Consider the following 26,951-nt stretch of genomic DNA (forward strand, 5'->3'; position numbering starts at 1 on the left):
GCTGGTTTTGATTAGAATGTAGTTATCGAAAGCGAGTTATTTGTTGGTTTTCTTAGGATGAGAAATAAGACAATTAATGCTTAAGAATATCATGGATGTTATTAGGACACGCTCACGGATTGAGCATAAGCTCGGCAAATGGATAGCCGAATCAAGGATGAGTGAAAACAGTCATGCTGTTGACACAAGGATAACAAGGATAGGGCTGCAGGATGCAGCATGGATAGATTCAACGGATTGAATAGATTTACCGCTCAGTCAATGGATAGGCTGTTCAAAGGAATGACACTCATGGGTTTGTTTGTATTACACAAATAGACAAGGAAATGAGAACAGGGAAAAGGACTGCAGGAAGCATGTTTACATGGATGGTGTGCAGGGAGCAAATATTCAGCAGGATGCTGACAAAAGTGTTAACGGGCACAACCTTATAACTTAAGGTTGTGCCTTTTTGCATCTAAAACTCATATTTGAGTCGCTGCGGAATTCTATGGTCGGACTGGGTTGATGATGTGCTAGGTTAACTAGCTTTAGCCTATCTAAATCGCTAATCTCAATATTCATAATAAGTCCTATCGATATCGTTCAGTTTTCGCGATGTTTTTATAATCCTGTGATGTAATTGAACACTTATTTGAACGATTATCTCGTCATCTTTGTGACACTAATGTTCGCCAATATGACCCAATATCAACTGAATCTGCTAATGCCTATATTGATACTCTCAATTTATCCCGAGGGCATGTTCAAGCATGTCATTGATACTCTGAAAATGCTGATGATTATCTCAATGACCTTTTGTCTAAATAATAAACTCAATGTAATAGTGACAGCTTTCTGCCATAGTGAACCTTCATATTATTAACTTCGTAGTGCACATATGTTTGATACAAGCAGGCCATCATCTCGAAAAATAAGGAGGGTGTTATGAAAAGTATATTAATGCTAACAATATTGGCAGCAAGCTTATTGTCCTATGCTTCTAACGCCACGGCAGATAAGACCATTTTAGCCGGAGGATGTTTTTGGTGTATGGAGTCCGATTTTGAAAAGCTTGATGGTGTTAGCGATGTGATATCAGGGTTTACTGGTGGAAGCTTAAAAGATCCCACCTATAACGGTAACCATGCAGGTCATTTTGAAGCGGTACAGATAACCTATGATCCTAATAAAGTGAGCTACAAAGAGTTATTAGATTATTACTGGGTAAATATTGATCCCTTTGATGCAAGAGGGCAGTTCTGTGACAAAGGTACTAGCTATTTAAGCGCAATATTTGTGGCAAATGATAAAGAAAGGCAAATTGCCGAACAGTCTAAAAGCGATATTGAAAAACAATTTCCTAACCAGAAAGTGGTTACGCCAATTTTAGCATCGAGTGTTTTTTACCCTATCAAAGGCGATGAAAGTTACCATCAAGATTACTATAAGAACAATCCTATTCGCTACCATGCTTATCGCTGGAATTGCGGTCGTGACCAAAGGTTAGAGGAAATTTGGGGAGATAAAGCGACACATTAATCAGGTTGTTTGGCACAACACATATGAGATTGAAAGTGAATCAGCTATTCACTGCTTATATTTAGAATAAAGTAACGATTTTTAGTGGGTATTGGTTGATGTTAATGCCGTAAAAATTGTAACTATTAAATAAAGTGGATTATTTGACTGTGGCTATTGAGACGATTAATTATTTGAAAATCAATAACCATTAGTCACAAGTTGATTTACCCCATTTGCAACTGTTTCCTTTATTAGGATAAGTGCTTTATTGTGTTCGGCGGTCGATGATTGTTTAGCTTCTTTTGGCGATAACCTGCTCTGTTTATTTGTTTAATTTTACTATCAAAAAATATAGTTTGGAGTAATAGGCGGACATCAGCTGATTTAAGCCGTTAATAAGCCAAGTTTATGACTGATGCCCTTTATGCCTAGATTGCCCATGCGTTGCTGATGCCTTCTCGTTATCTGAGTAGAAGGACGCTGTTATTTGCAGCGTCTAATCAATAACCTACTCTTTGCCATTGTTTTATTTAAGCGCGAGAAGTCGTATTAACTTACTCATTCACTTTTTCTAACGTCGCAGCATCGGTATGAGAGAAATCTTTACCGTAGATATTGAGTTTGGTGGTTTGTGAGTAGGACAGGGTTTTTTCACTAATTTCCATTGTCATAGAGAATCCTTGGGTCGTCGCATTCTCGGTCATATATGTCGATTCACCTATACCTCTACTTGGCGCTGTCAGGGTCATTTTTTTGCCTGCTTTTCCTTCTGCGGTCACACATACCGCTCTTGGCACACAGAATGAGTTATATACCATTTGATTCTTTTGGTCGTAAATCATATAACCACGCTGATCATGAAACTTGGCATCGTCTCTTTGTCTAAACACCTCTAGTTTGTAATAGATAGCGACCAGAGATTGATCACTGGCATTAACAGCGTCGGCAGCGGCTTCATATGTTCTTATTTCATAGAAAGCTTCTACAGCTGTGCCACCTTCACCAACATTTGACCCTGTTCTTCCAGGTGCGATGTCAACGCCGGGACTAACCGTTTTCCACGATCCAATTAACGGCTGAAGTGGACCAAAATCAACATTTTGAGCTACAGCTTGCCCAGTAAAAGATAATGAAAGGGCGATTGATGTCAGAATGATTGCGGGTAAATAGTTAAGATTTTTCATCGATGTTTCCATTTATATTATTAACAGCAAGTGTCGATTGGGATCCGTTAGGCTTGAGTCAATATGCAAAGATGAACTCAAGTCATCATCACCTCAGGTAACGCCGATGATAGGCCTGGTTGAATCATTGTTATATGGGCGTAATGTCCCGAGCTCTGTTTCTGTATAAAAATAAGGGTTAATTTTCAGTACGTAGGACATATGTCGCATACCCAAAAAAGCAATGAGTGAGACAATTAACAAGGAACTAATTTTAGGGAAGTAATGATGCACTATATTCGAAATGTGATGATTGACGCTGGAAAGTTAAAATTTCTGACTATGCTATTTTTTTTGATCGTTATCATCACCAGTATTTCGGATTTTTTTGCCGATATGGGGCGGGGGGCTAATATATTGCATATATTACAAGAAGCTACAGTTTCTGTTTTTTCGCTATCTTTACTGTTGATGTTGCTATGGAATGCGAAAGTGACCACACGAAGAAACGCACAGTTGCTCAAAGAGCGTGATCAAGCGATCATTTACTCAATGCAGGCATCGAAAGAATTGATAAGTGCCAAGCGACATTTTGGCGAGGAAATAGTAAAACAATTTTCTAGATGGGGGTTAACTGATAGCGAGTCTGACATTGCTTTGTTTACTCTCAAGGGATATAGCGCTAAGGAAATCGCTAATTTTAGAAACGCTTCAGATAAAACCGTACGCAATCAGTTAACGAGTGTATATAAAAAATCTGCGACTACGAGTAAAGTTAGCTTTATTGCTTGGTTCATGGAAGGCTCGTTGTAACGCTCTATATCTCAAAAGCTCTCAATACGAATGTTTGTTTAATGGGACTTGAATGTGAAAAGAAATATAACGCTAGCTTCACTTTGGTGAATAATCTAGTGTGATGAATTTGTCAGCCTTGGTTGTATAAATGACAATCAATATGGTTTATGGATGTTGTTGATGAATAATAAGCTTAATCGGCTGACAAACTGTTTCGCACTATTATAGACAGCATTACCCTGCGCATAAACCTAGAGAGTCAATCTTGTATGGGAACAAGTTAGCAATATTGTTAACTTGTTCCCGGTGATATCAACTTAAGCAGAGTGTTTGCGAGCTGACTATGAAATCAGTATTTGCATCGGCATTGTGTCTTCGGGATTATGCTACTGATTGCTGTTCAACCGGATGGGTAATGCCATCGTGCTCTGGACTATAAAGCTTAGCGAACATTTGCATGAAGGTTTCACGACGAATAACCCCACATAAACGACCGTTTTCAACAACTGGATAAGTACTTGGTACAGTTGCAGATGCATCACGCAGACGTTCTTCATAGCTTTGATAGCCACCGCTAATGTACATACCTGAATCTGTCACAGGGAATAGTTTGTTTTTATCAACCACCATAAACTCTAGCAATTGAACAATTTTCTCTGTTGGTGCGACAGTGAGCATTTTAGTTTGCATAATATCTTTGACTGAAATAGGCAATGTAGATGCAAACTCCTCAGACCAAAGTGAGCGCATAAGATCTTGCTCTGATACAAAGCCTAATAGCTGATTATCTTTATCGATCACAGGTGCACTGCGGACATTATTTTTTGCTAGCAGGGTAAGCGCTTGATAAATACTTGTATCAACTGAAAGAGTGGTCGGTTTAGTGTCCATTAGTTCACTGACAATAAGTTTTTGGATTTTATTTTTCATGGCTAAGTCCTCTTGACTTGGTTGATATTGAGTTTGTTGAGCAATATTTGAATCTTGGTACTTTTTTGAAATTTGCATCGGAGTTTTTGTGATGGTGCTAATGTGTCGTGATGCAGCTTCGCCAGGGACTTTCATCGCGGTATTATCTATCCAGTAATAACCAAGACCCACAAACACTGCACCACCGACTATATTGCCCAGCGTTACCGGAATAAGGTTGTTAAACAGGAAGTTACTTAAGGTAAGGTCTGCAAAAGTTTGTCGCATTACTCCCAATGCACTGAAGTATTCATTTCCAGCAAAGTGTTGAATGGCAATACCCAGTGGCACCATGAATAAGTTGGCAATGCTATGTTCAAAACCGCTTGAGACGAACATAGCAACTGGTAATATGAGCAGTAACGATTTAGCTAAAGCATCTTTGCAGCTAAAGGTCATCCACACACCTAGGCAAACTAACAAATTACACAGTATCCCAAGAGCAAAAGCCTGGCTCCAATCATGGTGGATCTTGTGTTGTGAAACATGCAGTGCATTAAGTCCCCATTGATTACTGTCCATGGCGTACATTTTTGACATCATTACCAGTAGCAGTATCAACATTGCGCCACATAGGTTGCCTAAATAGACGCGCGTCCAACAGCCCAGTAATTGTTTGGTCGAGACCCGTTTTTGTGCCCAAGCAATCGCACTCAATACCGTGCTGGTAAACAGTTCTCCACCCAGAACAACTACGAGAATGAGTCCTAAGCTAAAAGCGATACCACCACTAAATCTGACTAAGCCCCATGAATCCGCTGATGAACCAGTCGTTACCGTAAGATAAAATACAAATGCCAGAGCAATGAAGGCGCCTGCAAATACAGATAGACCAAATGATTGCCCAAAGTGCTTAGTGACTTTAGCGTGTCCATATTCCGCAGCCTTTTCAAAAGGGCTGATTACAATATGTTCATCTACCACGCAGAAATGGTTTTTTTGCTTGGCTGTTAATAAGTATGGGTTCGCCTCTGGGGCGTGATCCTCCCTCATGATGTCTTCCGTAATGTGTTACGGACTCCAAATCGAGGTGGACTTAAATATGCTATATACATCGATAACTCCTTGAATGTGTTTATTGTGTCGTGAGTGCAAATTTAAATTACACAATAAATCGCATAAATAATATTGAGACTTTTTTAAGCAAGCTATCAATTAAATTGATAGCTTGCTTGTCGTAGATGAGCGTACTTTTTTAGCCGTTTTAGGCTGATTAGAACCGCTTTTTGTCCTTTACATATGACACGCTGTGCCATTATGAGGTGCAGGCCGTATGGTCGTTTAAGCCTTGCTATACACAAAAAATAAAAATTGATAGTGAGTATCAATTTACTCGGGGCGAGAATGATGTCATTGGGCTTAAAGATTATTTAGGTAGTAAAACTGTCACCGTTCAACATACAAACAGCCTATATAAGCAAAATCTAAATAGGATCTTAAAATTTAGGTTTAATCCACTCATGCTTAAAACCTATTTATTGGGATTGGCTAATATTGCTCATAAATTGGCATGAGCCAGTGTCAGTGTGGTTATTTATGTATAGAACTATTCGGGTGTTATCTGCGAGTCTTGAAATGAAGCTATTTGGGTAAAATGACCATAAAAGCGAGTTGAGGCGAGTATTCGTGCTATTTACTCAGAATAAATGTTTGATTAGTGTTAAACGTTAACCTGGTGTTTACCTTTTTAGCCTGCATTTTTGTGAGATATATCTCACAAAGCATGTGAGATGAATCACCTAATTAATGGTGATTATTTCTTTTTTAAATCTAAGCTTATGATTTTGTTATAAAGTTTATTTTTTATTATCCGCGGGATATTTTAATCATTTAGAGGTACCTGTTTAGGTTGAGGTAAATGAACTATTATTTATCTCGTACCTAGGAAGGGGACATTACAAGGTAGTAAATAGGTCTAGGAAGACCATGACTATACGGACATAACGGACGATATTAAGTTTCAGGATGAAACGCTAAGCTTGCTCAATGGACGCACTAGCGGATTAAGCAGGTTTTATAACATTATCAGGATGATAATGTGCAGTGGATGCAAGATGCTACGCAAATGATTTGCGACAGGATATGTTAAGAATTTCATGGATGATATAAGGACACGCTCAGGATGGAGCAGGCTCGGTAAAAGGATAATCGAGTAAGATGGAAAGTACTTAATTGTACAAGGAACATCAAGGATTGAACAAGGACATAGCAGGAAGCAAGCGATACGCATGGATGGTGCAGGGAGCACATTTATAGCTGGAAAGCTTAACAAGAGATCAAGAGGCCGCGGCAGTTAATGTCGCGGCCTTTCTTTTGTGTTTTTTTCGCTATAATCGGAACTTATCTTGGTAATGTTGTCAAATTGTAAACAGTTGATGTGAGTTTAGTATAAGAGGGAATAGTATGAATGTGTTTACGTTGGCTTTAGTGATCAGTATTGCTTTTACATGTTACAAAGCTAATGCCGAGGTGACTCCTGAGGAGCTGCAATGGGTTGAGCAGGCATTAAGTGAGATTAACCATAACACAGATGATGCAAATGTACGTTGGCAATATGTTCAGCATACTGTTATGCCTGACTTAACACGAGTTGAACGATTTGATGCGTCACAGCCTGAAATGCAGCGATGGACCTTGGTGTCTGAAAATGGTGAAAAACCTGATAAAAAGCGCACAGACAAATATCAGCAACATCAACAAGATCTTAAAGAGGATAAAGATGAGAACAGCCATGAGTTAGCATTTTCTGATCTTATTGATTTAACCACACTTGTTTTGGTGGCTGAAGATGAAACGAGTGTAGCGTTTAAATTTGTTCCTAATATTGAAGAACTTGATAATGCTGCTCTTACTGGAATGCTTTATTTAGATAAAGCATCCAAACAGCTGAAAAAAATTCTGATCAGTAATACCGATGATCTGAATCCGGCATTTTCAGTCACCTTGACAAAATTTGAATTAGAATTAGGGTTTGCTGTGTTCGAAGGTTTAGCGATGCCAGAACATACATCAACCACTATCGAAGGAACGGCGGCAATTTTTAAATCGCTTGATAGTATCCAAACGGTGACTTATCACGATTATAAAATGATTAACAAACCTCAAGCTTAATGATGGTAAGAGCAATGCTATTAACAAATAGATGAACAGTAATGTTTAGTTCTCGGGCATTGAACAACAATAAAACGCTATTTTGCTCAAGAGTGCAAAATAGCGTCAAGTTAACCTCATTAATGGCATTTGCCTGAATCGCAACTTTTACTGCTGCCGCATCCGCCAAATTTACCACTGGCCATAGGGGCATCCATCCATTCTGGCTCCGGGAAAATAGGCCATTCAATCTTAGTCGCACGATTACCATGCATCATGATGTGTCCACGATATTGGTTTAAACCGTCGGTGCTAAATTCGAACATAAAAGTTGCTTTCCAACAAATGCCTGTCGTGCCACCAATACTCGGACGAGCCGATTCCATTGCAATGGCGAGCAATTGTACGTTCTGTTTTTTACACGACTGCTCTACGACAGTTCGGCTAAGTTCGGCCATTTGTCTTAATTGCCAAAAAAAAGCGCCAACAACAATTAAAGCAACAAATATTAAAAAATCACTCATCATAGGCTGGTTGCCCTAAATAATCCGCCGATAGCGGTCGCTAGTTGAATGCTTCTGTCTGGATGCCTTAAGTCAGCTAATAATCCAGGACGCAAGCTGGGTATTGCCACGATATCAGCAAATACTTGATTAAAGAAGTGCTGCGGCTGCTTTGCAAGTGCTTCTAAATAGTGTTTACGAGTGTCATCATCTTTTAGGGCTAACCAGTTACGAGCCGCAATGGTGATTAAGGTGTTTTCATCCAGAGCTTGCTGGTCATTTAACTGATTAATCGCTGCCATGCTGTAGTGCACATTGGACGCTAATGCCGCTAAATACATGACCTTTAGATGATCTTCAGCTTGTTGTAATTGACTAAACAAGTGTTCAGCAAGGCGCTTATCAAGATTAATGTGCTCCAAGCTTTGGCAAAGTGCAGCTTTTACTTCAATAGGAGCATTATCAAGGGCGTTGATTATGTCATCAAGATGGTTAAATTGGTGTGCGCGAACGCAAAGATCTGCTAAACCTTGAACACCCAGTTGTGGCCATGTGTCATGCGCTGCTTGTCCAGACAAATACTGTGCGGCAAATTCGTATTGACTCGATGCCGGTTGATTAAGCTGAAGCCTCACTAAGGCATTAAATAATGCCAGTTTATGTTGATTTGGCTTAAAGCTAAATGGATGATTGGCTAATTGCTCTTGCTGTTCATCAGTTAATGCTTGGGTTGGGTTACGACCCAAGGCCTCTAAAATCATTTTAATAAACTGAGTTCGCGGCGCAGGTGATAATAAACCTTGCTCATCTAAAGGTAATTTTACAAACCAGATATAGGGTAATTGTGCTTGTTGCCAAAATACGATTGCAAACTGCGCATGGCCTTGAATGGGATAAGGATACGGCGCCAATAAAGAGTCAATTTGCTGAAAGGCTAACATATCGATATGTTGCACTCGGCGACCTAAATCGTATATTTGGAATTGAGTATTTGCTGTCGTCAGAAACTGGCTTAGGGTAGTTATCTCGGTCATGGGTGTTGTCACTAAATCACATATGTTGGATGGGTATTCAATGCGCTAAATGATATCATATTCCGACTTAGCCTTGATGTTGTCGTTCACTTTTATGCTTTATTTAACCAGCCAAAATCATTTAATTAAATTAGAACAATTGCTTAAGGAGTTTCAGCTGTGGTCTGATATTTTACCTCCAGTATCAGCAATGACCAGTGCGGCACCATTTTGCTGTGATGTAATGGCATTTGAGCAATGGTTGCAGTTTATTTTTATTCCAAAGATGACCGAGCTTGTTGTACAACGACATCCTTTGCCAAGCAATATGGCGTTAGCCCCTATGGCTGAGCACGTATGGCAAAGTAAGCCCCATGGTGAGGTGATGATTGCCCTGTTACGGCAATTTGATATATTGCTCAGCCAGCGTTAAGCGAAAATAACGTCAGCCACATTAATCCTATATACCCTATGCCAACAAAGCTTGACCGAATAGGCTTAGCCCAATACAAAATAAGTAAAGTGATAAAGATGACAAAAGATAACGATGCTGAATACTCATTGGATAATGATGATTTATTTGGGCAAATAAGCTCTGATGACATGAATTATAGTGCTGAAGACACTGACTTAGACGACGTACAGCCTCCTCATGTCGAGATATTATTTGAAGACGAGCATATTGTTGCAATACATAAACCCGCAGGTTTATTAGTTCATCGCAGTTATTTAGCTCGAAGAGAGCGTTTTTTTGCGATGCAGATGACCCGTGATTTAGTGGGTTGTCATGTGTTTCCAGTGCATCGCTTAGACCGTCCGACATCTGGCGTATTGCTGTTTGCTAAATCGAGTGAGGTGGCTCGGGCATTATGTGAGCAATTTGCCGATCACAGTATTAAGAAGCAATACTTAGCCATTATTCGTGGCAATATGCACGAGTCTGACAGGTTAGATTATGCCTTGAAACAAGAATTTGATGATTTGGGGGACAAGCATGTCGATCCCAATAAAGCAGCACAACAAGCGGTGACGGATTACCAACCACTATTGAATGCTGAAATACCCTTTAGCTCAGGTCGTTATCCTTCTAGCCGTTTCGGATTAGTAAGATTAAGTCCTCATACTGGGCGTAAGCATCAATTACGCCGTCATATGGCGCATTTACGTCATCCCATCATTGGTGATACTACCCATGGTGATGGTAAACAAAATAAGTTTTTTCGTGAGCATTTCGGTATTAATCGTTTATGGTTGATAGCAAAAAGTTTGCAGTTTACCCATCCGGTGACACAGCAACCGATGCATATAGAAACTGAGTTAGAAGCAGAATGGCTAGATATTTTCGCTGCATTTGGCTGGGATGATGATCAATTATCATCTATGCCAAGTATGTTACTTAGTTAACACCCTAAGACGCTGATTTATTCTATGTGATCGGCAATCGCTTTTTTGAGCTTTTCGAACTCAGCAATAGGGGGAATAAGCTTATGATTTTGTTGTTCAATATGAAAATAGTAATTACGGCGTATGTGGGCAGATTTATGCTGGAGTTTGAGTTTTCGCTTTCGGCTCACTTGTCGCATGGTCTAGATTCCATTGTGGCGTTATTTCACTTTGAGCCAACCCGCTTTGACCCTATTGATTTAACCTTAGCAGCATAAAGACACTTGCGAGAGACTAAAAGAATACAGTAAGGTAAGTTATTAACACTCAAGGTATTTTACATAGTATTTAATTTAAGGGGAAAGTATACCATGAAAATGGTCAATATTGTTTTTGGTACCGTTTATGGTAGTGCACAATTTACTGCTGAAACAGTGACTAAGGAGATTGCAAAATTAGGTTTTACCGCTAAACTTTGGCAACCTAATGAATTATTAGGTTTTGTGCCACCACAGAATGAGCTACTAATAGTCGTATCGTCCACTACTGGACAAGGTGACTTACCTGAAGATATTGCGCCTTGGTTTAATGAACTTAAATCCAACGCACCGTATCTGCCCTCATTGCAATACAGCCTTATTGGCTTAGGTGATTCAAGCTACGAAACCTATTGTGGTGCGATAAAACAATTTGATGAATTATTTACTGAATTAGGTGCAAAACCCCTGACTGAACGGTTAGAGATCGATGCCTGTGAAACGATGGAACCCGAAATAGAAGCTAAAACATGGATAGCCACTTGGCACAGCACCGTTATATCGGTAAACGTAGCGTAAGTTTTATTACGCAACAATGGTTTAAATTTGCCCAGCGTCTTAGTCAAGCTCTGCTGATTCCAATTGCTATTTTACCCGCTGCGGGGGTGATGTTAGGGTTGACGTTTAATCCGCTGCCATTTATCCCAACAGAATTAAATACTGTCTTGTCTGCAGTCGGTAACTTAGTGTTTACCATGATGCCATTGTTGTTTAGCGTCGCAGTAGCCATTGGATTTTGCCGTGATCAAGGTATTGCTGCTTTTTCTGCAGTCTTTGGTTTTGGTGTTTTTCTATCTACCATGGGGGCCCTCACAGATATTTATGGCCTGGTTTCACGGCCATTGTGGGGGATGCAAACCATTGATACTGGCATCGCTGGCGGTATGTTAGTTGGTGCGATCACTTGTTTAGCGGTAAACATTAGTCATCATGTTAAATTACCAGCTATTTTTTCATTTTTTGAAGGTCGCCGCAGTGCGCCCATCATTGTTATTCCTCTCTCTATGGCGTTGGCTTATCTTTTAATCCATGTATGGCCACCGTTATCTCGTGTTATCGAACATCTTTCTGATTGGTCCGTGTATCAAGATCCTGCCATTGCTTTTGGGGTCTACGGTACGGTTGAACGTTTATTAATTCCGCTTGGGTTACATCATATTTGGAATGCGCCATTTTATCTTGAAATAGGCCAATACATTAACCAAGGAACAGTTGTACGAGGTGAGGTGGCTCGCTATCTCGCTGGTGACCCATTAGCTGGAAATCTCGCAGGCGGCTATTTGATAAAAATGTGGGGCTTACCTGCCGCCGCATTAGCTATCTGGCGTTGTGCTGATAAAGCTGAGCGCAACAGAGTGGCAGGTATTATGTTATCCGCTGCTACGGCCAGCTGGCTAACTGGGGTGACAGAGCCGATTGAATTTGCCTTTATGTTTGTTGCGCCTATCTTATTTATTGTCCATGCATTACTCACTGGTATTGCCTATAGCGTGTGCATTTTGCTCGACATTCATCACAGTATTGTGTTTTCTCATGGATTGGTGGATTTTACGTTATTGTTTTCTCGCTCTGCCAATACGCATTGGATTGTGGTACTAGGTCCGCTCACAGCTGTGATCTATTACGCTATTTTTAGGGCCAGCATTTTAGCATTTAACTTAAAAACCCCAGGGCGAATAGAACAAAGCGATATACCCGCAAAACCCAAAGAGAGCTTAAGAGCGATGATTTCGGCATTAGGTGGGCGCGATAATATAGTTGAAATTAACGCTTGTTTAACCCGCTTACGTATTAGTGTTAACCAAGCGCATTTAATTGATAAAGCCAGACTGATGCGCTTGGGCGCTAAAGGCGTGGTGGTAATGGGTAAAGGTGTTCAAGTTGTCTATGGGACTAAAGCGGAAACTCTGCGTAAATTACTGCAAAAATATTTAGATTCTCGACGCTAATGACAGCCGTTATATGTAGTTGTGTTGAATTTTGGCTTAATTTGGCGGCCATTGTTTAGAACATGAGATTAAAAAGGAGATAATTTTCATTTTATGAAAATTTATCACTAAAAACCTCACCCAAAAATCTTTTTAAATGGCACACTGTTGAACAGTCTTTAAAGAGGAGTTGTAAGCGTGAGCCAACAAGATCATACCATTATTAACCCACCTGTTTTACAGCGAAAAGTGCTGATAACCGATTGTGCCGATGCCCAAGGCTTGATTGCCAAAATTACCAGTGTATGTTTCGCTCATCAATTAAACATTATTAAAAACACCGAATTTGTAGACCACACACAAGGGCGCTTTTTTATGCGCGCAGAACTTGAAGGTCAGTTTGATGATGAACGGCTATTAAGTGAGTTACGCGCGGTATTGCCTACCCAGAATCGGATGAAATTGGTCGATATGGGTAAAAAACGTATCGTGATCATGGTGACAAAAGAAGCCCATTGTTTAGGTGATATTTTAATGAAATCCTATTACGGCGGCTTAGACGTTGAGATTGCTGCTGTAGTGGGGAATTATGATGTGCTGCAGCCATTGACTGAAAAATTTGATATTCCATTTCATTATGTTAGCCACGAAGGGTTAAATCGTCAGGAACATGAGCAGGCGATGTTGGCGGTAATTCAGCCTTATGAGACTGACTTTTTAGTGTTGGCTAAATATATGCGAGTGTTAACGCCTGAATTTGTGTCAGCATTTCCAGATAAGATCATTAACATTCATCATTCATTCTTGCCGGCTTTTATTGGAGCATCTCCGTACAAGCAGGCTTGGGATCGCGGCGTCAAAATTATTGGTGCAACAGCACACTTTGTGAATAATCTTTTAGATGAAGGGCCGATTATCAAACAAGATGTGATTTCAGTTGATCATAGTTACAGTGCTGAAGAGTTAGCACATAACGGTCGTGATGTTGAAAAAAGCGTATTAAGCAAAGCGCTACAATTAGTATTAAATGAACAAGTTGTGGTGTACGGTAATAAAACGGTAGTCTTTTAACGTCGTTATTTATCGGTCATATACTACAAAAAAGCGCCCAAGTAAGGCGTTACATAAACTGTGTAGCCTTACTTGAGTGTTGGTCTTACAGAGCGGAACATGGATGTTGCAGTTATTCAGTTTAAGCGAGTAACACGCTTTGAACTCGTCAAAGATAATCGTTAGGATTGTTTAATATTATCAATGGTATGCTGTCGTAATTCCTGTCGATGTTGTATCTATTTGGTGTTGAAGGGCGATACGCTTTGTAAACAATATGCGTCATAGTGTAAGGTCAATTTTAGGGAGAAATATTGAAATCCTCGACCTCGCTAAGTTAAACCACTTCCTATGCCGATTGAAAATATTAAATAGGGCCCACCATGCTACACAAAGCTGACTTATTCTTAAAACCATCTGAATTGCCTAAAACAGCCAAACTGTGTTGGGGTATTTTTAATGACAGGCTTGAGTTAATTAAACTGAGTGAGCCATTGTATAAATTAGTCAATAAACCTATAGCGGCTATTTTAAAACAACCGCTTTCGCATGCCTTTTCCGCTCTTACATTAGACAACATCGATTTTAACAATCGCCATATCGATCATGTTATCAATTTTGTTGATGATAAAGGCAATGCACTTCAAGCTACCATGACTCCTATAGAAGAAAGTGATCAGCATTGGTGTATAACTGTGATTGTAATCGAGTTAGACAAAGCGTGGTTGTCACAGCTCCATCCTGATTATCATCAAGCGATACTTTCAAGTGATGATTGGCTTAATCAAATAGAAGAAGTTATTAATGCTCGTCCTGATTTGGTATTTACCACTGCGATAAACCAAGGCTTGTCGTTAACCCATTCTAAAGTGGGTTACTTACACAAATTTGATGAAAAAAAGAATCAAATCGTTAGCACTGCGTGGAATGAAGCGGTAGCTGATTATTTTACACTCTCCAAGGGCCAAGAGTATAAAGCCAATTCTGGTATTTGGGCCGAAACCATTCGTTCTGGCAAACCCGTTATTCATAATGATTTAACTGTGTTGTCTAAAAATAACACCCAAGAAGATGGCTTTTTTGCCTTTAAAAACCATTTATGCGTCCCTATTCATTATCGCAAAAAATTAGTCGGTATTATTGGGGTGGGTAATCGGGACACCACCTATACCCAAGTTGATGCAAAATCCTTGAGTATTTTTGCTACAATTTTATGGCACTGTATCGAATTACCTCGCACCATGAAGGCCGTCTCTCGGCAGTCGAGCATCATTAAAATCCAAAAAGAAAAGATGACCTCGATTTTAGTCCAACTTATAGGTGCTATTTCCGAGGCGCTAGAGCTTAAAGATGCTTACACCGCAGGGCATCAAAAGTCAGTGGCACAATTAAGTTATCTTATTGGTGAGAAAATGAGTTTACCTCCAGATCGTTTAGAAGGACTTAAACTGGGCTCATTGATCCATGATATTGGTAAATTGGCCATCCCTAGTCAGATCCTGTCTAAAACATCAAAACTGAGTGATGCTGAATTTGGCTTGGTTAAACAGCATCCCGAGCAAGGGGCGCTGATTGTTAGTGAAGTCGATTTCCCATGGCCGATCAAACAAATGATCCTCCAGCATCATGAACGTTTAGATGGCTCTGGTTACCCTAAAGGATTAAAAGCTGATGATATTATACTTGAGGCTAAGATTATTGCCGTAGCCGACGTTGCCGAATCAATACTTAGCCATCGACCTTATCGTCCCGCCCTTGGCATGGCAGTGCTAACCCAAGATTTACTAAAGGGCAGAGGTAAAATATACGATGAGGTTGTTGTTGATGCATGCTTGGATATTTTAGCGAGTAAAGACTTTAAAGACGCGGGAGTCGTGAGCGGTTTGCTATTAGCTCCGGTTGTATTTCTTGAGGAGTACCATACTCTTGAGCATGCAGAAGCAATGATGAAAAAGGCTAAAATGGATGTGGCTGTGGTACTGTCAGAACAACATCGTACGCCCATTGGTGTCATCGATAACAATACCTTGGCATTTTGGCACAGCCCTTTTTTAGATACCGCAGCAGAGCGCGCAGTGGATAGAAGCCTGCTTAATAAGCGTGTGCATCAGGTAATGATGCATAAGGTCGATATGATATCTGACAGTACGATTTTGAATGATGCCAAACTCATGATGGAAACAACCAATGCAAACTATTTGATTGTTCACAATGACAAGCATCAGGTTATCGGTATGCTCACCTGGAAAATATTAGCTAATGCATTATTGGTTAACGCCTAATACGCCGATGCATTAGCTTATTACAGATTTAATTAATCTAGGTTATTGATGAGAGTCGATGCTTTTTGTCAATTTGACTGGTTAAGTGAATTTGTTCAGTAAATATTATCAACACAATAAAAAAGGCTCCTAGGAGCCTTTTATCTATTTATCGCTGTTGAGCAAGATTAATCAACGATACGTAATAGTTCATTAATACCCACTTTACCACGGGTTTTAGCATCGACTTTTTTAACAATAATGGCTGCATATAAACTGTATGTGCCGCAAGCTGATGGTAAATTACCTGATACTACAACCGAACCTGCTGGCACTCGACCATAATGTACTTCACCAGTTTCACGGTCGAAAATCCGTGTGCTTTGGCCAATGTAAACGCCCATTGAAATCACACTGCCTTCTTCAACCACCACACCCTCAACGATTTCGCTGCGAGCTCCAATAAAGCAGTTATCTTCAATAATGGTTGGTCCGGCTTGTAATGGCTCTAATACACCACCAATACCCACACCACCTGATAGATGAACGTTCTTACCTATCTGCGCACACGAACCTACCGTTGCCCATGTATCAACCATAGTGCCTTCATCAACATAGGCACCTAAGTTAACGTAAGATGGCATTAATACGGTATTTTTACCGATAAATGACCCTTTACGAACGGTGGCTGGTGGCACAACGCGAATACCTTCAGCTTGAAAACGAGCTTGATCATAATCGGCAAATTTTTGTGGGACTTTGTCGAAATACTTAGTTTCGCCGCCTTCAATCACGCCATTATCAAAAATGCGGAAAGACAGTAGCACCGCTTTTTTTAGCCATTGATGCACATGCCATTCGCCATCAATTTTCTCTGCAACACGTGCTTGGCCTTTATCGAGCATACTGATCACTGTCTCCACATCGGCGCGAACACTAGGTTCAACACTTGAAGGTGAGATGTCTTGACGTGTTTCGAATGCTGCTTCAATGCGTTGGCGTAAAGCCTCCATTGTTTTCTCCCGGTATTAAATGATTAGTAGCGTAAAAATTAAGGTTAAAAAAATTAGTTAGATGATTTTAGCGCCAGTGTAAGCGCATCAGATAATTGTTGCTGCTGTTGCTCATCTAGGGCTGTCGCATTTTGGTTTTGTAAAATAAAGAAGTCTTCTGCACGTTCACCGATAGTGGTAATTTTTGCCGCTAACAGTGTAACGTTACAACGATAAAAGGTATCACCGACTTTGGCCAGCAGACCTGGCGTATCTAAGGTAATTAATTCCATCATACTTGTACCATGACGGGCACTGGGTAAGAAACTCACATGAGTCGCAACATTAAAAGGTTTCATGATCCGCGCTAATTTTCTAAATTTTGGTAATTTAGGGTTTTCACTGGCTAGGGCTTTTTCGAGCGCCTTGCGGATACTTTGAATGCGAGATAATTGCACAATAGGTTCGCCATCTTGTTCTAAAATAACAAAGGTGTCGAGTGCATAATTATCTTTTGATGTCATGATGTTGGCGTCATGAACATTAATGTTTTTATTGTCTAAAACGGTCATTACAGTAGCAAAAAGTTTTGGTTTATCTTTACTGTAGACGAACAGTTCAGTGCCACCACGAGTAGTATGTTTTGACATTAACACTAATGGATCATCGTGATGATGTTTTAAAATCGCTTCTGCATGCCAAGCAACTTGGGTTGGTTGATGACGTAAAAAATACTCCGACTTAAACCGTGACCACAGCGTATCCATGTCTTTTTCTTTCAACCCGCGGCGGATCAGTTCTTTTTTCGCTTTGGCTTGGATCTCTTGTACTCGCGCTTTTACGTCGATAGGTTTTTCTTTACCCCGAGCTAATACCCGTTGGGTGGCAAAATACAAATCCCGCAGCAATGATCCTTTCCAATTATTCCATGTTTTTTCATTGGTGGCGCAAATGTCGGCAACGGTAAGGCAGTATAAATAACTTAAATGCGCGGCATCGCGCACTTTTTCAGCAAACAGTGCTATGACCTCTGGATCTGAAATATCTCTTCGTTGCGCAGTGATCGACATTACTAGATGATTTTCAACTAACCATGCCACCAAACGTCCGTCGTGATCATTCATGCCATGCAATTTGCAAAAATCGATTGCATCTTTGGAGCCCAGTTTACTGTGGTCACCGCCGCGGCCTTTGGCGATATCATGAAAAATGGCCCCGAGTACCAATAAGCCTTTTTTCGGTAATTGATTAATTAAGATGGCGCCCAGTGGGAATTCATCTTTTTGTTCTGCTTGTGAGAAACGTTCAATATTGAGCAGTAATCTGTGGGTGTGCTCATCAACGGTATAGGCATGAAATAAATCAAACTGCATCTGGCCTTCAATTTTGCGCCAAGCAGGTAGGTAAGACGATAAAATGCCGTGTCGATGCATTAATGAAAATGCCGCTATGCCGCGAGGATGTTTTAAGATCTCCATAAACACTTTACGACAGGCAGGGTTTTCTTGTAACGGTGTCGTTAAGGCTCTACGGGCATTGCGTAACAACCTGAGAGTGGGCGCGTAGATTTCTTGAATATTAGAGTTTTTAGCCACCAACAGAAATAAACGTAATATCTCTTCGTTGTGGAGACTAAATAAATCATCATTCAATACTTCGATGTAACGCCCGCGACGTTGGTAAACATCGCTAATAGGCTGTATCTCAAGCGCTTTTGTATGGCCCAAAGTCGCGCGCTTAAACAATTGCAACAGCATTTGATTGAGCTCCATCACGCGGCGCACCGTGCGATAATAGCGTTTCATCATTTGCTCAACAGCTAATTGAGTGGCATCTTCGTAACCTAATAAACTGGCTATTTGGCGTTGCAAGTCAAATAGTAGGCGGTTTTCGTTGCGATTAGCTGTGATGTGCAGGGCAAAGCGAATTTCCCACAGAAAATTTTGGCACTCAATGAGTTCGGCTAACTCTGCCGGTGACAAAAAATCGTATTCGACCAGTTCTTCTAATGTCGCCGCGTCAAAGTGGCGCATCGCGACCCAGGCTATGGTCTGAATATCGCGTAATCCGCCAGGGCAAGTTTTGATGTTAGGTTCTAAATCAAAGGCACTGGCTTTGCTGTGGCGTGCCGATTGTTCATCTTTTTTGGCGTTATAAAAGTCATATGAGGGCCAAAAGTCTTGTTGACGAATGGCGTCATATAACACGTCAAACAGAAATTCATTGCCGGTAAGCAATCTGGCTTCAATCAGATTCGTGGCAATGGTGATGTCTGACTTACCTTGTTCAATAGTTTGCGCTATGGTGCGAACACTGTGGCCTATTTCAAGCCCTGTATCCCAAAGGTAGGTAATAAATTGACTCAGCAGAGTTTCAGTTTCTGGCGATAATGGTTCATCGTCGACCAAAAACAGTAAGTCTACGTCTGAATGAGGGTGCAGCTCGCCGCGACCATAACCGCCAACAGCAACCAAGGCAATGTGGCCATTATTGAGGCCAAAATCTTGCCAAGTTTGTATGAGTAAAGCATCAACAAATTGACTACGGTGTTTAACAATATCAGCAATTGGGTGTTTTGCAGTGTACTGCTCAACTAAGCGCTGGTTTAGGTCAATTAATGTGTTTTTGGCGGCCAGCGCAGTATTCATTGATGTCCTTACTCTTTTAATTTTTAGTGATTAATAATACGAGGAAAGTCTTCTTCTTCACGCAAAGTTAACACTTCTACACCAGTTTGGGTCACTAAAAGCGTGTGTTCCCACTGTGCCGAATTTTTACTATCTGAGGTGGTGACGGTCCAATTATCACTTTTATTCAATACGGTGGTATGACGACCCGCATTGATCATTGGTTCAATCGTAAAGCACATCCCTGGTCTTAGCACGGTTTTATCATTATTTTTATAATGAACAACTTGAGGCTCTTCGTGGAATCCAGTGCCAATACCATGACCACAATAATCTTGCACGATGGAATACTTATCAAGCCCTGTTTTGCTTGTTTTGATGAATTTTTCGATAGTCGTGCCAATTTCGCCTAATTTTAACCCAGGACGCACTTTGCGAATGGCTAAATATAAGCTTTCTTGGGCAATGCGGCTTAAACGTTTGTCTTTTGCTGACACTTCACCAATCAGAAACATTTTAGAGGTATCACCATGATAACCGTCTTTAATAACCGTAATATCGAGGTTAATCATGTCGCCTTCTTTTAACACGTAGTCAGAAGGAATACCGTGGCAGACGACTTCGTTTACCGAGGTACAAATAGACTTTGGAAATCCGTGATAATTCAGTGGTGCAGAGATAGCACCTTGCTCTTCGGTATATTTAGCACAAATGTCATTTAATTCATTTGTGGTGACTCCAGCCTTAACATATGGAGCGACTATTTCTAAGACTTGCGCTGCTAATTTACCCGCTGCGCGCATTTTTTCTATTTCGTCTGCATTTTTGATCACTATACTCATGAAAACTCTCTATCTTTTGACGGTCAAAATAGGCATGTTTTATCCAAGGATTTTACGGCAAAAATTTGTATTTACTTGCCGTTTATGGTATAAAGCGCGCCGTTATGTGTAAGTTCGTTGTTGTACGGTTCGAGTAAATATAATGTCAATCGACGCTTTTTAAGCGAGATGTACATCATGTTCGGCAAATCGTAAAATATGGCGGCTATTATACATGGCAATTAACTTAAATACTAAATCACACACGTATCGACACATTTTTCGGGGTGCTTTCTCATTCTTAACGGAAGTTAGAAAGTCGAAAACATGGGATGCGTGGAGGTCTAACCCCTTACATTAAGGTATATACAATGACTACTGTTACAATGCGCGAAATGCTACAAGCTGGTGTTCACTTCGGTCACCAAACTCGTTACTGGAACCCAAAGATGAAGCCTTTCATCTTCGGTGCTCGTAATGGTGTACACATCATTAACCTTGAGCATACAGTACCAATGTTCAACGAAGCTCTAGCTTTCATTAGCAACATTGCTTCTAAGAAAGGTAAAGTATTATTCGTAGGTACTAAGCGCGCTGCTGGCGAAGCCATCAAAGCATCTGCACTTTCTTGTGATCAGTATTATGTTGATCACCGTTGGTTAGGCGGCATGTTAACCAACTGGAAAACTGTTCGTCAGTCAATCAAGCGTCTTAAAGAGCTAGAAAGCCAGTCTGTAGACGGTACTTTCGACAAGTTAACTAAGAAAGAAGCGTTAATGCGTTCACGCGAATTAGACAAATTAGAAAAGTCTTTAGGCGGAATTAAAAACATGGGCGGTTTACCTGACGTATTATTCGTTATCGGTGCTGACCATGAGCATATTGCTATTAAAGAAGCTAACAACCTAGGTATCCCAGTTGTTGCAGTTGTTGATACCAACTCTGCACCAGACGGTGTTAACTATATCGTTCCTGGTAACGATGACGCTATGCGTGCTATCCGTTTGTACACTTCTTCTGTTGCTGCAGCTGCTAACGCTGGCCGTGGTCAAGATTTAGCTGTTCAAGCAGAGCAAGACGGTTTCGTAGAAGCTGTTTAATAAGGCGTGATGCTTAGCATCCCCCTTATTTGCCAATAAGATAATTGGTGAACAGGGGCCTATTGGCCCCTGTTTTATAAATGCAATATTAGACGAATTAAATTAGAGGATTTAACAATGGCGATTACTGCTGCCCAAGTTAAAGAACTTCGTGACCGCACTGGCGCTGGCATGATGGACTGTAAGAATGCACTGACTGAAACTGACGGTGACATCGAACTAGCGATTGATAACATGCGTAAAAGCGGCGCTGCGAAGGCTGCTAAAAAAGCAGGTAACATCGCTGCTGACGGTACAATTCTAATCAAGAATGGCGAAGGTTTCGCTGCACTATTAGAAGTTAACTGCCAAACTGACTTCGTTGCAAAAGATTCAAACTTCTTAGCATTTGCTAACGCAGTGTTAGACGTTGCTGCTGCATCTAAAGTGACTATTGAAGAGTTAAAAACACAGTTTGAAGAAACTCGTGTTGCTCTAGTGACTAAAATCGGCGAAAACATCAACGTTCGTCGCGTTGAGTACATCGACGGTGCAAACCTAGCTTCTTACCGCCACGGTGAGCGCATTGGTGTTGTTGTAGCCGGTGAAGCTGATGAAGAAACATTGAAGCACATCGCAATGCATGTTGCTGCTTCTAAGCCAGATTTCGTCAACCCTGAAGATGTTCCTGCTGAACTTGTAGAAAGAGAGCAAGCACTTCAAATCGAAATCGCGATGAATGAAGGCAAGCCTGCTGACATCGCTGAGAAGATGGTTGTTGGTCGTATGAAGAAGTTCACTGGTGAGATCTCTCTTACTGGTCAAGCTTTCATCATGGAACCAAAGAAAACTGTTGGCGAAGTACTGAAATCTAAAGGCGCAACAGTAACTAACTTCGTACGTTTAGAAGTTGGTGAAGGTATCGAGAAGAAGGCAGAAGATTTTGCTGCTGAAGTAGCTGCGCAAATTGCTGCTACTAAAAAAGCGTAATCGCTTTTATCTAAATACCCTAAGACCGCAGCAACCGCTGCGGTTTTGTTATGATCAGGATGAAAATTATGAGCACCAATCCAAAACCAGCGTTTAGACGCATTCTGCTTAAATTAAGCGGTGAAGCATTAATGGGTGAAGAAGGCTTCGGCATTGACCCTAAAGTACTTGATCGTATGGCTCAAGAAGTGAAAGAGCTTGTTGAACTTGGTATCCAAGTTGGCGTGGTTATTGGTGGTGGTAATCTGTTTCGTGGTGAAGGCTTAGCAAAAGCTGGTATGAACCGCGTGGTGGGCGATCACATGGGTATGTTAGCAACCGTAATGAATGGCTTAGCCATGCGTGATGCCTTGCACCGTGCATATGTTAATGCTCGTCTTATGTCTGCTATCCCGCTTAAAGGTGTGTGTGATGATTACACCTGGACAGAAGCAATTAGTTTATTAAAGTCTGGCCGAGTAGTGATTTTTGCTGCGGGTACGGGTAATCCTTTTTGTACAACTGATTCTGCAGCCTGTTTACGTGGTATTGAGATTGAAGCTGAAGTGGTATTAAAAGGCACTAAAGTCGATGGTGTATACTCTGCTGACCCAATGAAAGATCCTGAAGCGGTTAAATATGACGCACTTAGTTATGCTGAAGTTCTTGAATCAGAATTTAAAGTAATGGATCTTGCTGCATTTACTATGGCTCGTGATCATAATATGCCTATTCTGGTATTCAATATGAATAAGCCAGGAGCACTTCGCCGCGTGATTATGGGTGAGAGAGAAGGTACGATTATTAGCAGTAAACAATCTGCTTAATCACAGACACAGAAAATATTTACATTATATCATTTAACTGTTTGAGCGGTTTTATTGCATGTGTCATTCTTAGGCTAATGCTCAAACACACGTGAATTTGTGACAAAAAGGAAACTATTGTGATTGATACTATTATGTTAGATGCGCAAGAGCGCATGGGTAAATGTGTAGATGCGACTAAAAATCAAATGGCGAAAGTTCGCACCGGTCGCGCACACCCAAGTTTATTAGATTCTATCCAAGTGTCTTGTTACGGCTCTATGTCACCGCTTAAGCAAGTGGCAAACGTAGGCGTAGAAGATTCTCGTACCTTAACGGTTAGTGTGTTCGATAGAACTATGGTTCAAGCGGTAGAGAAAGCTATTATGAGCTCTGACTTGGGCTTAAACCCAATGACAGCGGGTGCTACTTTGCGTATTCCATTACCTTCGTTAACTGAAGAACGTCGTAAAGACTTCATCAAAGTGGTACGTAACGAAGCTGAAAATGGCCGAATTGCGATTCGTAACGTTCGTCGTGATGCTATTAGTGAAGTTAAGAAGCTTGAAAAAGCCAAAGAATGCACAGAAGATGATGTACGTCGTAGTGAAGATGAGGTGCAAAAGCATACTGATGCATCAATCAAAAATATTGATCAGATCTTAGCAGCGAAAGAAAAAGAGTTGATGGAAGTATAATCTGTTAATTTAGACGCTAGAGTTAACACGCCGTGTAAGGGTATACTACACGGCGTTTGTTTTTATAAAGGATTGTCGTAGATGTCGTCTACAGTTGAGTTTGGATCAGACCCTAAAGCCGATTCGGAGCATATGACTTCGCAAGTTTTGCCGGGACAATTATCTGATGTAGTAAAACAATCTCTGCCCAAGCATGTTGCGATTATTATGGATGGTAATGGCCGCTGGGCGCAACTGCAGGGTAAAGCTCGGGTTTTTGGTCACAAAGCAGGTGTTAAAGCGGTGCGCCGTGCAGTTAGCACAGCAAGTCAACTGGGTATTGAATCATTAACCTTGTTTGCCTTCTCCAGTGAAAATTGGCGCCGACCAGATAAAGAAGTCAGTTTGTTGATGGAACTGTTTTTTACCGTGTTACATCGTGAATTAAAATTGCTCGACAAAAACCAAGTTAGGCTCAATATTATTGGTGACACGAGTCGCTTCTCGACTCGTTTGCAGAAACAAATTGCCGCAGCCCAAGAGAAAACCACCAACAATACTGGATTGATATTAAATGTGGCGGCGAACTATGGTGGCCGTTGGGATATCTTACAAGCTGCACAGAAATTAGCCGAAAAAGTGGAAAGTGGTGAAATCAGCAGCAGTCAGATGACCGAAGAGGCCTTAAATGAACATTTGTGCATGCAAAATCAGAGCGAAGTTGATTTAATGATCCGTACTGGCGGTGATTACCGCATTAGTAATTTTGTTTTATGGCAGGCCGCTTATGCCGAATTGGTGTTTACTGACACCTTATGGCCTGATTTTGATGAGCGAGCATTTCGCGATGCTATTGCCATTTTTGCCAGTCGGCAGCGCCGTTTTGGTTTGACCGGGAGTCAAATTGAAGAGATACGCGCAATATAAATATTAAGAGGATTAGTTTTTGCTAAAACAACGAATAATAACAGCATTGTGGTTAATCCCAATTGTACTCGGGGCAATATTTTTACTCCCAGCAAATATTTTTGCTTGGGTGTTAGTCCCAGTGTTTTTAATTGCAGCAAAAGAGTGGGGCAGTTTTATTGACCCAAGCTGTAACGTTACGCAGTGGTCTTTTACTGCAACACTGGGCTTGTTACTTATCGCGCTTAATTTGGCGGTACCAATTGATGTGTTGTGGTTTAAAGGGCAATTACACCCTATGTACCTCGCCATCATCACCATTGGAGTATTTTGGTGGATAGTGAGCAGTGCATTGGTGTTCAGTTTCCCCAAAAGCGCCAAAATATGGAAAGACAGTCCAATGCTGAAATCCATGTTTGGTCAGTTAACGCTTATTCCGTGCTTTGCTTCATTGATTGCCCTCAAATCGTTAAGCAGCAATGTGCATCCGTATTATGGCGGTGCTTTAGTGTTTATCGTCATGTTAGTGGTGTGGGCTACCGATACTGGAGCTTATTTCGCTGGCCGTAAGTTAGGTAAGCGTAAATTAATGCCAAGTGTCAGTCCTGCTAAAACCCTTGAGGGTTTAGTTGGTGGCTTGGTGACCACTATGGTTGTGGTCGCGGGTATTATGTATGTTGCCCCAGAGCAAGAACTAGGTTTACTTGTTGTGGTTACCTTAATTACAGCACTTGCATCTGCATTTGGTGACTTGTCTGAAAGTATGTTTAAACGTGCTGCCAATATTAAAGACTCAGGCACTATCCTACCCGGACACGGTGGGATTTTAGATCGCATCGACAGTCTAACGGCTGCATTACCTGTATTTACGTTTATCTACATAGCTATGTGGATGTGATGCCAATGCAAAATATGGTGATTTTAGGGGCGACAGGCTCGATTGGTGCAAGCACCTTAAATGTGGTGGCAAACAATCCTGCTGATTTTCATGTCTATGGGTTAGTGGCTAATACCAGCGTGCATAACATGCTGGCTTTGTGTATCAGCCATCAACCTGAATATGCTCACATGGTCGATGAGCGCGCCGCTATGGAGCTTAAGTCGTTATTGCCGAGCAACTGTATTACTCAAGTGACAACCGGTGCTGAGGCGTTAAACGCTTTAGTGACCGACAGTCGAACCGATACCGTGATGGCGGCCATTGTTGGTGCGGCGGGTTTAGTGCCAACATTTGATGCTGTTAAAGCTGGCAAAAGGGTGTTGTTAGCCAACAAAGAAGCCTTAGTGATGTCGGGTGAGTTATTTATGCACACGGCAAAAACATCGGGCGCAATTGTGTTACCTGTCGACAGCGAACACAATGCAATTTTCCAGTGTTTACCCACACAGGTTCAAGCCCAATTAGGTTACTGTGATTTAGCCGCTTCAGGTATTGCTCATATTTTATTAACAGGTTCCGGTGGGCCATTTCTAAACACCGATTTAACCACGTTAAGTGCGATGACGCCGACTCAGGCGTGTAATCACCCCAACTGGTCTATGGGCCCTAAAATCTCTGTTGATTCCGCCACTATGATGAACAAAGGCTTAGAGTTTATTGAAGCTCGCTGGTTGTTTAATACTCAAGCTGAGCAACTGAAAGTGGTGATTCATCCTCAAAGTATCATTCATTCTATGGTGCAATACCAAGATGGCTCAGTTATTGCGCAAATGGGCAACCCCGATATGCGTACGCCGATTGCTCATTGTATGAGCTATCCGCAAAGAATTGACGCTGGCGTTGAACCTTTGGATTTTTTCAAAGTCGGACAATTAAGCTTTTGTGAACCTGACTTTGACCGTTTTCCCTGTTTACGCTTAGCGATGCAGGCTTGCGAGCAAGGGCAAGAAGCCACTACTGTGCTGAACGCAGCGAATGAAGTTGCTGTTGATGCATTTTTAAAAGGCCAGCTCCGCTTCACTGATATTGCCAATGTAAATGCTCGCTGTTTAGAACTGGTACAACAGACGCGCTTAGCGAGTATTGACGATATATTACAGCTCGATGCTCAAACCCGTGCGACAGCAATGTCTGCCATTAAAGCACTTAATTAGTTCAG

Annotated in this window: 24 protein-coding genes; 16 read left to right on the forward strand and 8 right to left on the reverse strand. The window is 41.1% G+C overall.

Translation table 11 applies throughout. The features are described from left to right. The first annotated feature begins 927 nt into the window (after nt 1–927). Entirely contained in the window at nt 928–1,521 is a 594-nt protein-coding gene (gene msrA, locus GW828_RS17045; RefSeq protein ID WP_273059395.1) for a peptide-methionine (S)-S-oxide reductase MsrA, read from the forward strand. A 536-nt stretch (nt 1,522–2,057) separates the two neighbouring features. On the opposite strand, the gene GW828_RS17050 is transcribed toward msrA, so the two are convergent. Then, a complete protein-coding gene (locus GW828_RS17050) occupies nt 2,058–2,687 on the reverse strand; it encodes a heme-binding beta-barrel domain-containing protein (RefSeq protein ID WP_273059397.1) in 630 nt (209 codons plus the stop codon). A 264-nt stretch (nt 2,688–2,951) separates the two neighbouring features. On the opposite strand from GW828_RS17050, the gene GW828_RS17055 reads away from it, so the two are divergent. Then, nucleotides 2,952–3,479 (forward strand): helix-turn-helix transcriptional regulator, encoded by a 528-nt coding sequence (locus GW828_RS17055; protein ID WP_124016973.1) that lies wholly within the window; start codon nt 2,952–2,954, stop codon nt 3,477–3,479. A 363-nt stretch (nt 3,480–3,842) separates the two neighbouring features. Here the strand turns inward: GW828_RS17055 and focA are convergent, their stop codons facing one another. Then, nucleotides 3,843–5,423, reverse strand: coding sequence for a formate transporter FocA (gene focA / locus GW828_RS17060; protein ID WP_273059399.1), 1,581 nt, complete (start codon nt 5,421–5,423; stop codon nt 3,843–3,845). Between the two features lie 1,410 nt (nt 5,424–6,833). On the opposite strand from focA, the gene GW828_RS17065 reads away from it, so the two are divergent. Beyond that, on the forward strand, nt 6,834–7,541 hold the full coding sequence (locus tag GW828_RS17065; protein WP_124016975.1) for a hypothetical protein: 708 nt from the start codon (nt 6,834–6,836) through the stop codon (nt 7,539–7,541). 119 nt (nt 7,542–7,660) lie between these two features. Here GW828_RS17065 and GW828_RS17070 read toward each other — a convergent pair whose 3' ends face one another. Next, a complete protein-coding gene (locus tag GW828_RS17070) occupies nt 7,661–8,047 on the reverse strand; it encodes a DUF3301 domain-containing protein (protein WP_124016976.1) in 387 nt (128 codons plus the stop codon). Further along, nucleotides 8,044–9,057, reverse strand: a complete 1,014-nt coding sequence (locus GW828_RS17075; protein ID WP_182698042.1) for a DUF3549 family protein — start codon at nt 9,055–9,057, stop codon at nt 8,044–8,046. The genes GW828_RS17070 and GW828_RS17075 overlap by 4 nt, the downstream gene beginning before the upstream one ends. 49 nt (nt 9,058–9,106) lie before the next feature. Here GW828_RS17075 and GW828_RS17080 point away from each other — a divergent pair, with 49 nt between their 5' ends. Both GW828_RS17080 and truC read left to right on the forward strand, forming a co-directional pair. Continuing rightward, entirely contained in the window at nt 9,107–9,469 is a 363-nt protein-coding gene (locus GW828_RS17080; RefSeq protein ID WP_273059401.1) for a YqcC family protein, read from the forward strand. Between the two features lie 170 nt (nt 9,470–9,639). Continuing rightward, nucleotides 9,640–10,440, forward strand: a complete 801-nt coding sequence (truC, locus tag GW828_RS17085) for a tRNA pseudouridine(65) synthase TruC (protein WP_420542446.1) — start codon at nt 9,640–9,642, stop codon at nt 10,438–10,440. Between the two features lie 17 nt (nt 10,441–10,457). On the opposite strand, the gene GW828_RS17090 is transcribed toward truC, so the two are convergent. Beyond that, nucleotides 10,458–10,619, reverse strand: a complete 162-nt coding sequence (locus GW828_RS17090) for a hypothetical protein (protein WP_165870116.1) — start codon at nt 10,617–10,619, stop codon at nt 10,458–10,460. 171 nt (nt 10,620–10,790) lie between these two features. Between GW828_RS17090 and GW828_RS17095 the strand changes: the two genes are divergently transcribed. The 4 genes from GW828_RS17095 to GW828_RS17110 all read left to right on the forward strand — a co-directional run bounded on the left by GW828_RS17095 (nt 10,791) and on the right by GW828_RS17110 (nt 15,996). Further along, nucleotides 10,791–11,255, forward strand: coding sequence for a flavodoxin (locus GW828_RS17095; protein ID WP_124016979.1), 465 nt, complete (start codon nt 10,791–10,793; stop codon nt 11,253–11,255). Continuing rightward, nucleotides 11,207–12,685, forward strand: a complete 1,479-nt coding sequence (locus GW828_RS17100; RefSeq protein WP_182698044.1) for a PTS transporter subunit EIIC — start codon at nt 11,207–11,209, stop codon at nt 12,683–12,685. The genes GW828_RS17095 and GW828_RS17100 overlap by 49 nt, the downstream gene beginning before the upstream one ends. Before the next feature lie 177 nt (nt 12,686–12,862). After that, the gene (gene purU / locus GW828_RS17105; RefSeq protein ID WP_124016981.1) at nt 12,863–13,735 is read left to right on the forward strand and encodes a formyltetrahydrofolate deformylase; all 873 of its coding nucleotides are present in this window, start codon (nt 12,863–12,865) and stop codon (nt 13,733–13,735) included. Nucleotides 13,736–14,097: 362 nt separating this feature from the next. Then, complete coding sequence (locus tag GW828_RS17110; RefSeq protein ID WP_182698046.1) at nt 14,098–15,996, forward strand: HD domain-containing phosphohydrolase; 1,899 nt, start codon at nt 14,098–14,100, stop codon at nt 15,994–15,996. A gap of 167 nt (nt 15,997–16,163) precedes the next feature. On the opposite strand, the gene dapD is transcribed toward GW828_RS17110, so the two are convergent. From dapD to map, 3 genes are read right to left on the reverse strand one after another with little or no spacing between them, the layout of a single operon-like run. After that, a complete protein-coding gene (gene dapD, locus GW828_RS17115) occupies nt 16,164–16,988 on the reverse strand; it encodes a 2,3,4,5-tetrahydropyridine-2,6-dicarboxylate N-succinyltransferase (RefSeq protein WP_273059404.1) in 825 nt (274 codons plus the stop codon). A gap of 53 nt (nt 16,989–17,041) precedes the next feature. Beyond that, the gene (glnD, locus tag GW828_RS17120) at nt 17,042–19,615 is read right to left on the reverse strand and encodes a bifunctional uridylyltransferase/uridylyl-removing protein GlnD (RefSeq protein ID WP_273059406.1); all 2,574 of its coding nucleotides are present in this window, start codon (nt 19,613–19,615) and stop codon (nt 17,042–17,044) included. A 23-nt stretch (nt 19,616–19,638) separates the two neighbouring features. Beyond that, on the reverse strand, nt 19,639–20,436 hold the full coding sequence (gene map, locus GW828_RS17125) for a type I methionyl aminopeptidase (protein ID WP_124016985.1): 798 nt from the start codon (nt 20,434–20,436) through the stop codon (nt 19,639–19,641). A 350-nt stretch (nt 20,437–20,786) separates the two neighbouring features. Between map and rpsB the strand changes: the two genes are divergently transcribed. From rpsB to ispC, 7 genes are all read left to right on the forward strand, one after another. Next, on the forward strand, nt 20,787–21,515 hold the full coding sequence (gene rpsB / locus GW828_RS17130) for a 30S ribosomal protein S2 (RefSeq protein ID WP_124016986.1): 729 nt from the start codon (nt 20,787–20,789) through the stop codon (nt 21,513–21,515). A gap of 117 nt (nt 21,516–21,632) precedes the next feature. Continuing rightward, nucleotides 21,633–22,484, forward strand: a complete 852-nt coding sequence (gene tsf / locus GW828_RS17135) for a translation elongation factor Ts (RefSeq protein WP_124016987.1) — start codon at nt 21,633–21,635, stop codon at nt 22,482–22,484. 68 nt (nt 22,485–22,552) lie between these two features. After that, the gene (pyrH, locus tag GW828_RS17140) at nt 22,553–23,290 is read left to right on the forward strand and encodes a UMP kinase (protein WP_124016988.1); all 738 of its coding nucleotides are present in this window, start codon (nt 22,553–22,555) and stop codon (nt 23,288–23,290) included. 134 nt (nt 23,291–23,424) lie between these two features. After that, a complete protein-coding gene (gene frr / locus GW828_RS17145; protein ID WP_220487623.1) occupies nt 23,425–23,967 on the forward strand; it encodes a ribosome recycling factor in 543 nt (180 codons plus the stop codon). Between the two features lie 81 nt (nt 23,968–24,048). Then, nucleotides 24,049–24,873: a polyprenyl diphosphate synthase gene (gene uppS, locus GW828_RS17150; protein ID WP_124016990.1), complete on the forward strand. Its 825-nt coding sequence runs from the start codon at nt 24,049–24,051 to the stop codon at nt 24,871–24,873. Nucleotides 24,874–24,892: 19 nt separating this feature from the next. Next, nucleotides 24,893–25,750: a phosphatidate cytidylyltransferase gene (locus GW828_RS17155; protein ID WP_124016991.1), complete on the forward strand. Its 858-nt coding sequence runs from the start codon at nt 24,893–24,895 to the stop codon at nt 25,748–25,750. A gap of 5 nt (nt 25,751–25,755) precedes the next feature. After that, a complete protein-coding gene (ispC, locus tag GW828_RS17160) occupies nt 25,756–26,946 on the forward strand; it encodes a 1-deoxy-D-xylulose-5-phosphate reductoisomerase (RefSeq protein WP_273059410.1) in 1,191 nt (396 codons plus the stop codon). The last annotated feature ends 5 nt before the right edge of the window (nt 26,947–26,951 follow it).

This window comes from Shewanella vesiculosa, from assembly GCF_009994065.1.
GTDB lineage: Bacteria > Pseudomonadota > Gammaproteobacteria > Enterobacterales > Shewanellaceae > Shewanella > Shewanella vesiculosa.

Bases quoted from the DNA above. Each gene is read 5' to 3' on its own strand.
- GW828_RS17100 (WP_182698044.1), top strand. From the start codon at position 11,207: ATGGATAGCCACTTGGCACAGCACCGTTATATCGGTAAACGTAGCGTA.
- GW828_RS17080 (WP_273059401.1), top strand. From the start codon at position 9,107: ATGATATCATATTCCGACTTAGCCTTGATGTTGTCGTTCACTTTTATG.
- GW828_RS17070 (WP_124016976.1), bottom strand. From the start codon at position 8,047: ATGATGAGTGATTTTTTAATATTTGTTGCTTTAATTGTTGTTGGCGCT.
- GW828_RS17055 (WP_124016973.1), top strand. From the start codon at position 2,952: ATGATGCACTATATTCGAAATGTGATGATTGACGCTGGAAAGTTAAAA.
- rpsB (WP_124016986.1), top strand. From the start codon at position 20,787: ATGACTACTGTTACAATGCGCGAAATGCTACAAGCTGGTGTTCACTTC.
- pyrH (WP_124016988.1), top strand. From the start codon at position 22,553: ATGAGCACCAATCCAAAACCAGCGTTTAGACGCATTCTGCTTAAATTA.
- frr (WP_220487623.1), top strand. From the start codon at position 23,425: ATGTTAGATGCGCAAGAGCGCATGGGTAAATGTGTAGATGCGACTAAA.
- GW828_RS17095 (WP_124016979.1), top strand. From the start codon at position 10,791: ATGAAAATGGTCAATATTGTTTTTGGTACCGTTTATGGTAGTGCACAA.
- GW828_RS17050 (WP_273059397.1), bottom strand. From the start codon at position 2,687: ATGAAAAATCTTAACTATTTACCCGCAATCATTCTGACATCAATCGCC.
- glnD (WP_273059406.1), bottom strand. From the start codon at position 19,615: ATGAATACTGCGCTGGCCGCCAAAAACACATTAATTGACCTAAACCAG.
- tsf (WP_124016987.1), top strand. From the start codon at position 21,633: ATGGCGATTACTGCTGCCCAAGTTAAAGAACTTCGTGACCGCACTGGC.
- map (WP_124016985.1), bottom strand. From the start codon at position 20,436: ATGAGTATAGTGATCAAAAATGCAGACGAAATAGAAAAAATGCGCGCA.
- GW828_RS17065 (WP_124016975.1), top strand. From the start codon at position 6,834: ATGAATGTGTTTACGTTGGCTTTAGTGATCAGTATTGCTTTTACATGT.
- ispC (WP_273059410.1), top strand. From the start codon at position 25,756: ATGCAAAATATGGTGATTTTAGGGGCGACAGGCTCGATTGGTGCAAGC.
- uppS (WP_124016990.1), top strand. From the start codon at position 24,049: ATGTCGTCTACAGTTGAGTTTGGATCAGACCCTAAAGCCGATTCGGAG.
- GW828_RS17110 (WP_182698046.1), top strand. From the start codon at position 14,098: ATGCTACACAAAGCTGACTTATTCTTAAAACCATCTGAATTGCCTAAA.
- truC (WP_420542446.1), top strand. From the start codon at position 9,640: ATGAATTATAGTGCTGAAGACACTGACTTAGACGACGTACAGCCTCCT.
- GW828_RS17090 (WP_165870116.1), bottom strand. From the start codon at position 10,619: ATGCGACAAGTGAGCCGAAAGCGAAAACTCAAACTCCAGCATAAATCT.
- focA (WP_273059399.1), bottom strand. From the start codon at position 5,423: ATGAGGGAGGATCACGCCCCAGAGGCGAACCCATACTTATTAACAGCC.
- msrA (WP_273059395.1), top strand. From the start codon at position 928: ATGAAAAGTATATTAATGCTAACAATATTGGCAGCAAGCTTATTGTCC.
- GW828_RS17075 (WP_182698042.1), bottom strand. From the start codon at position 9,057: ATGACCGAGATAACTACCCTAAGCCAGTTTCTGACGACAGCAAATACT.
- dapD (WP_273059404.1), bottom strand. From the start codon at position 16,988: ATGGAGGCTTTACGCCAACGCATTGAAGCAGCATTCGAAACACGTCAA.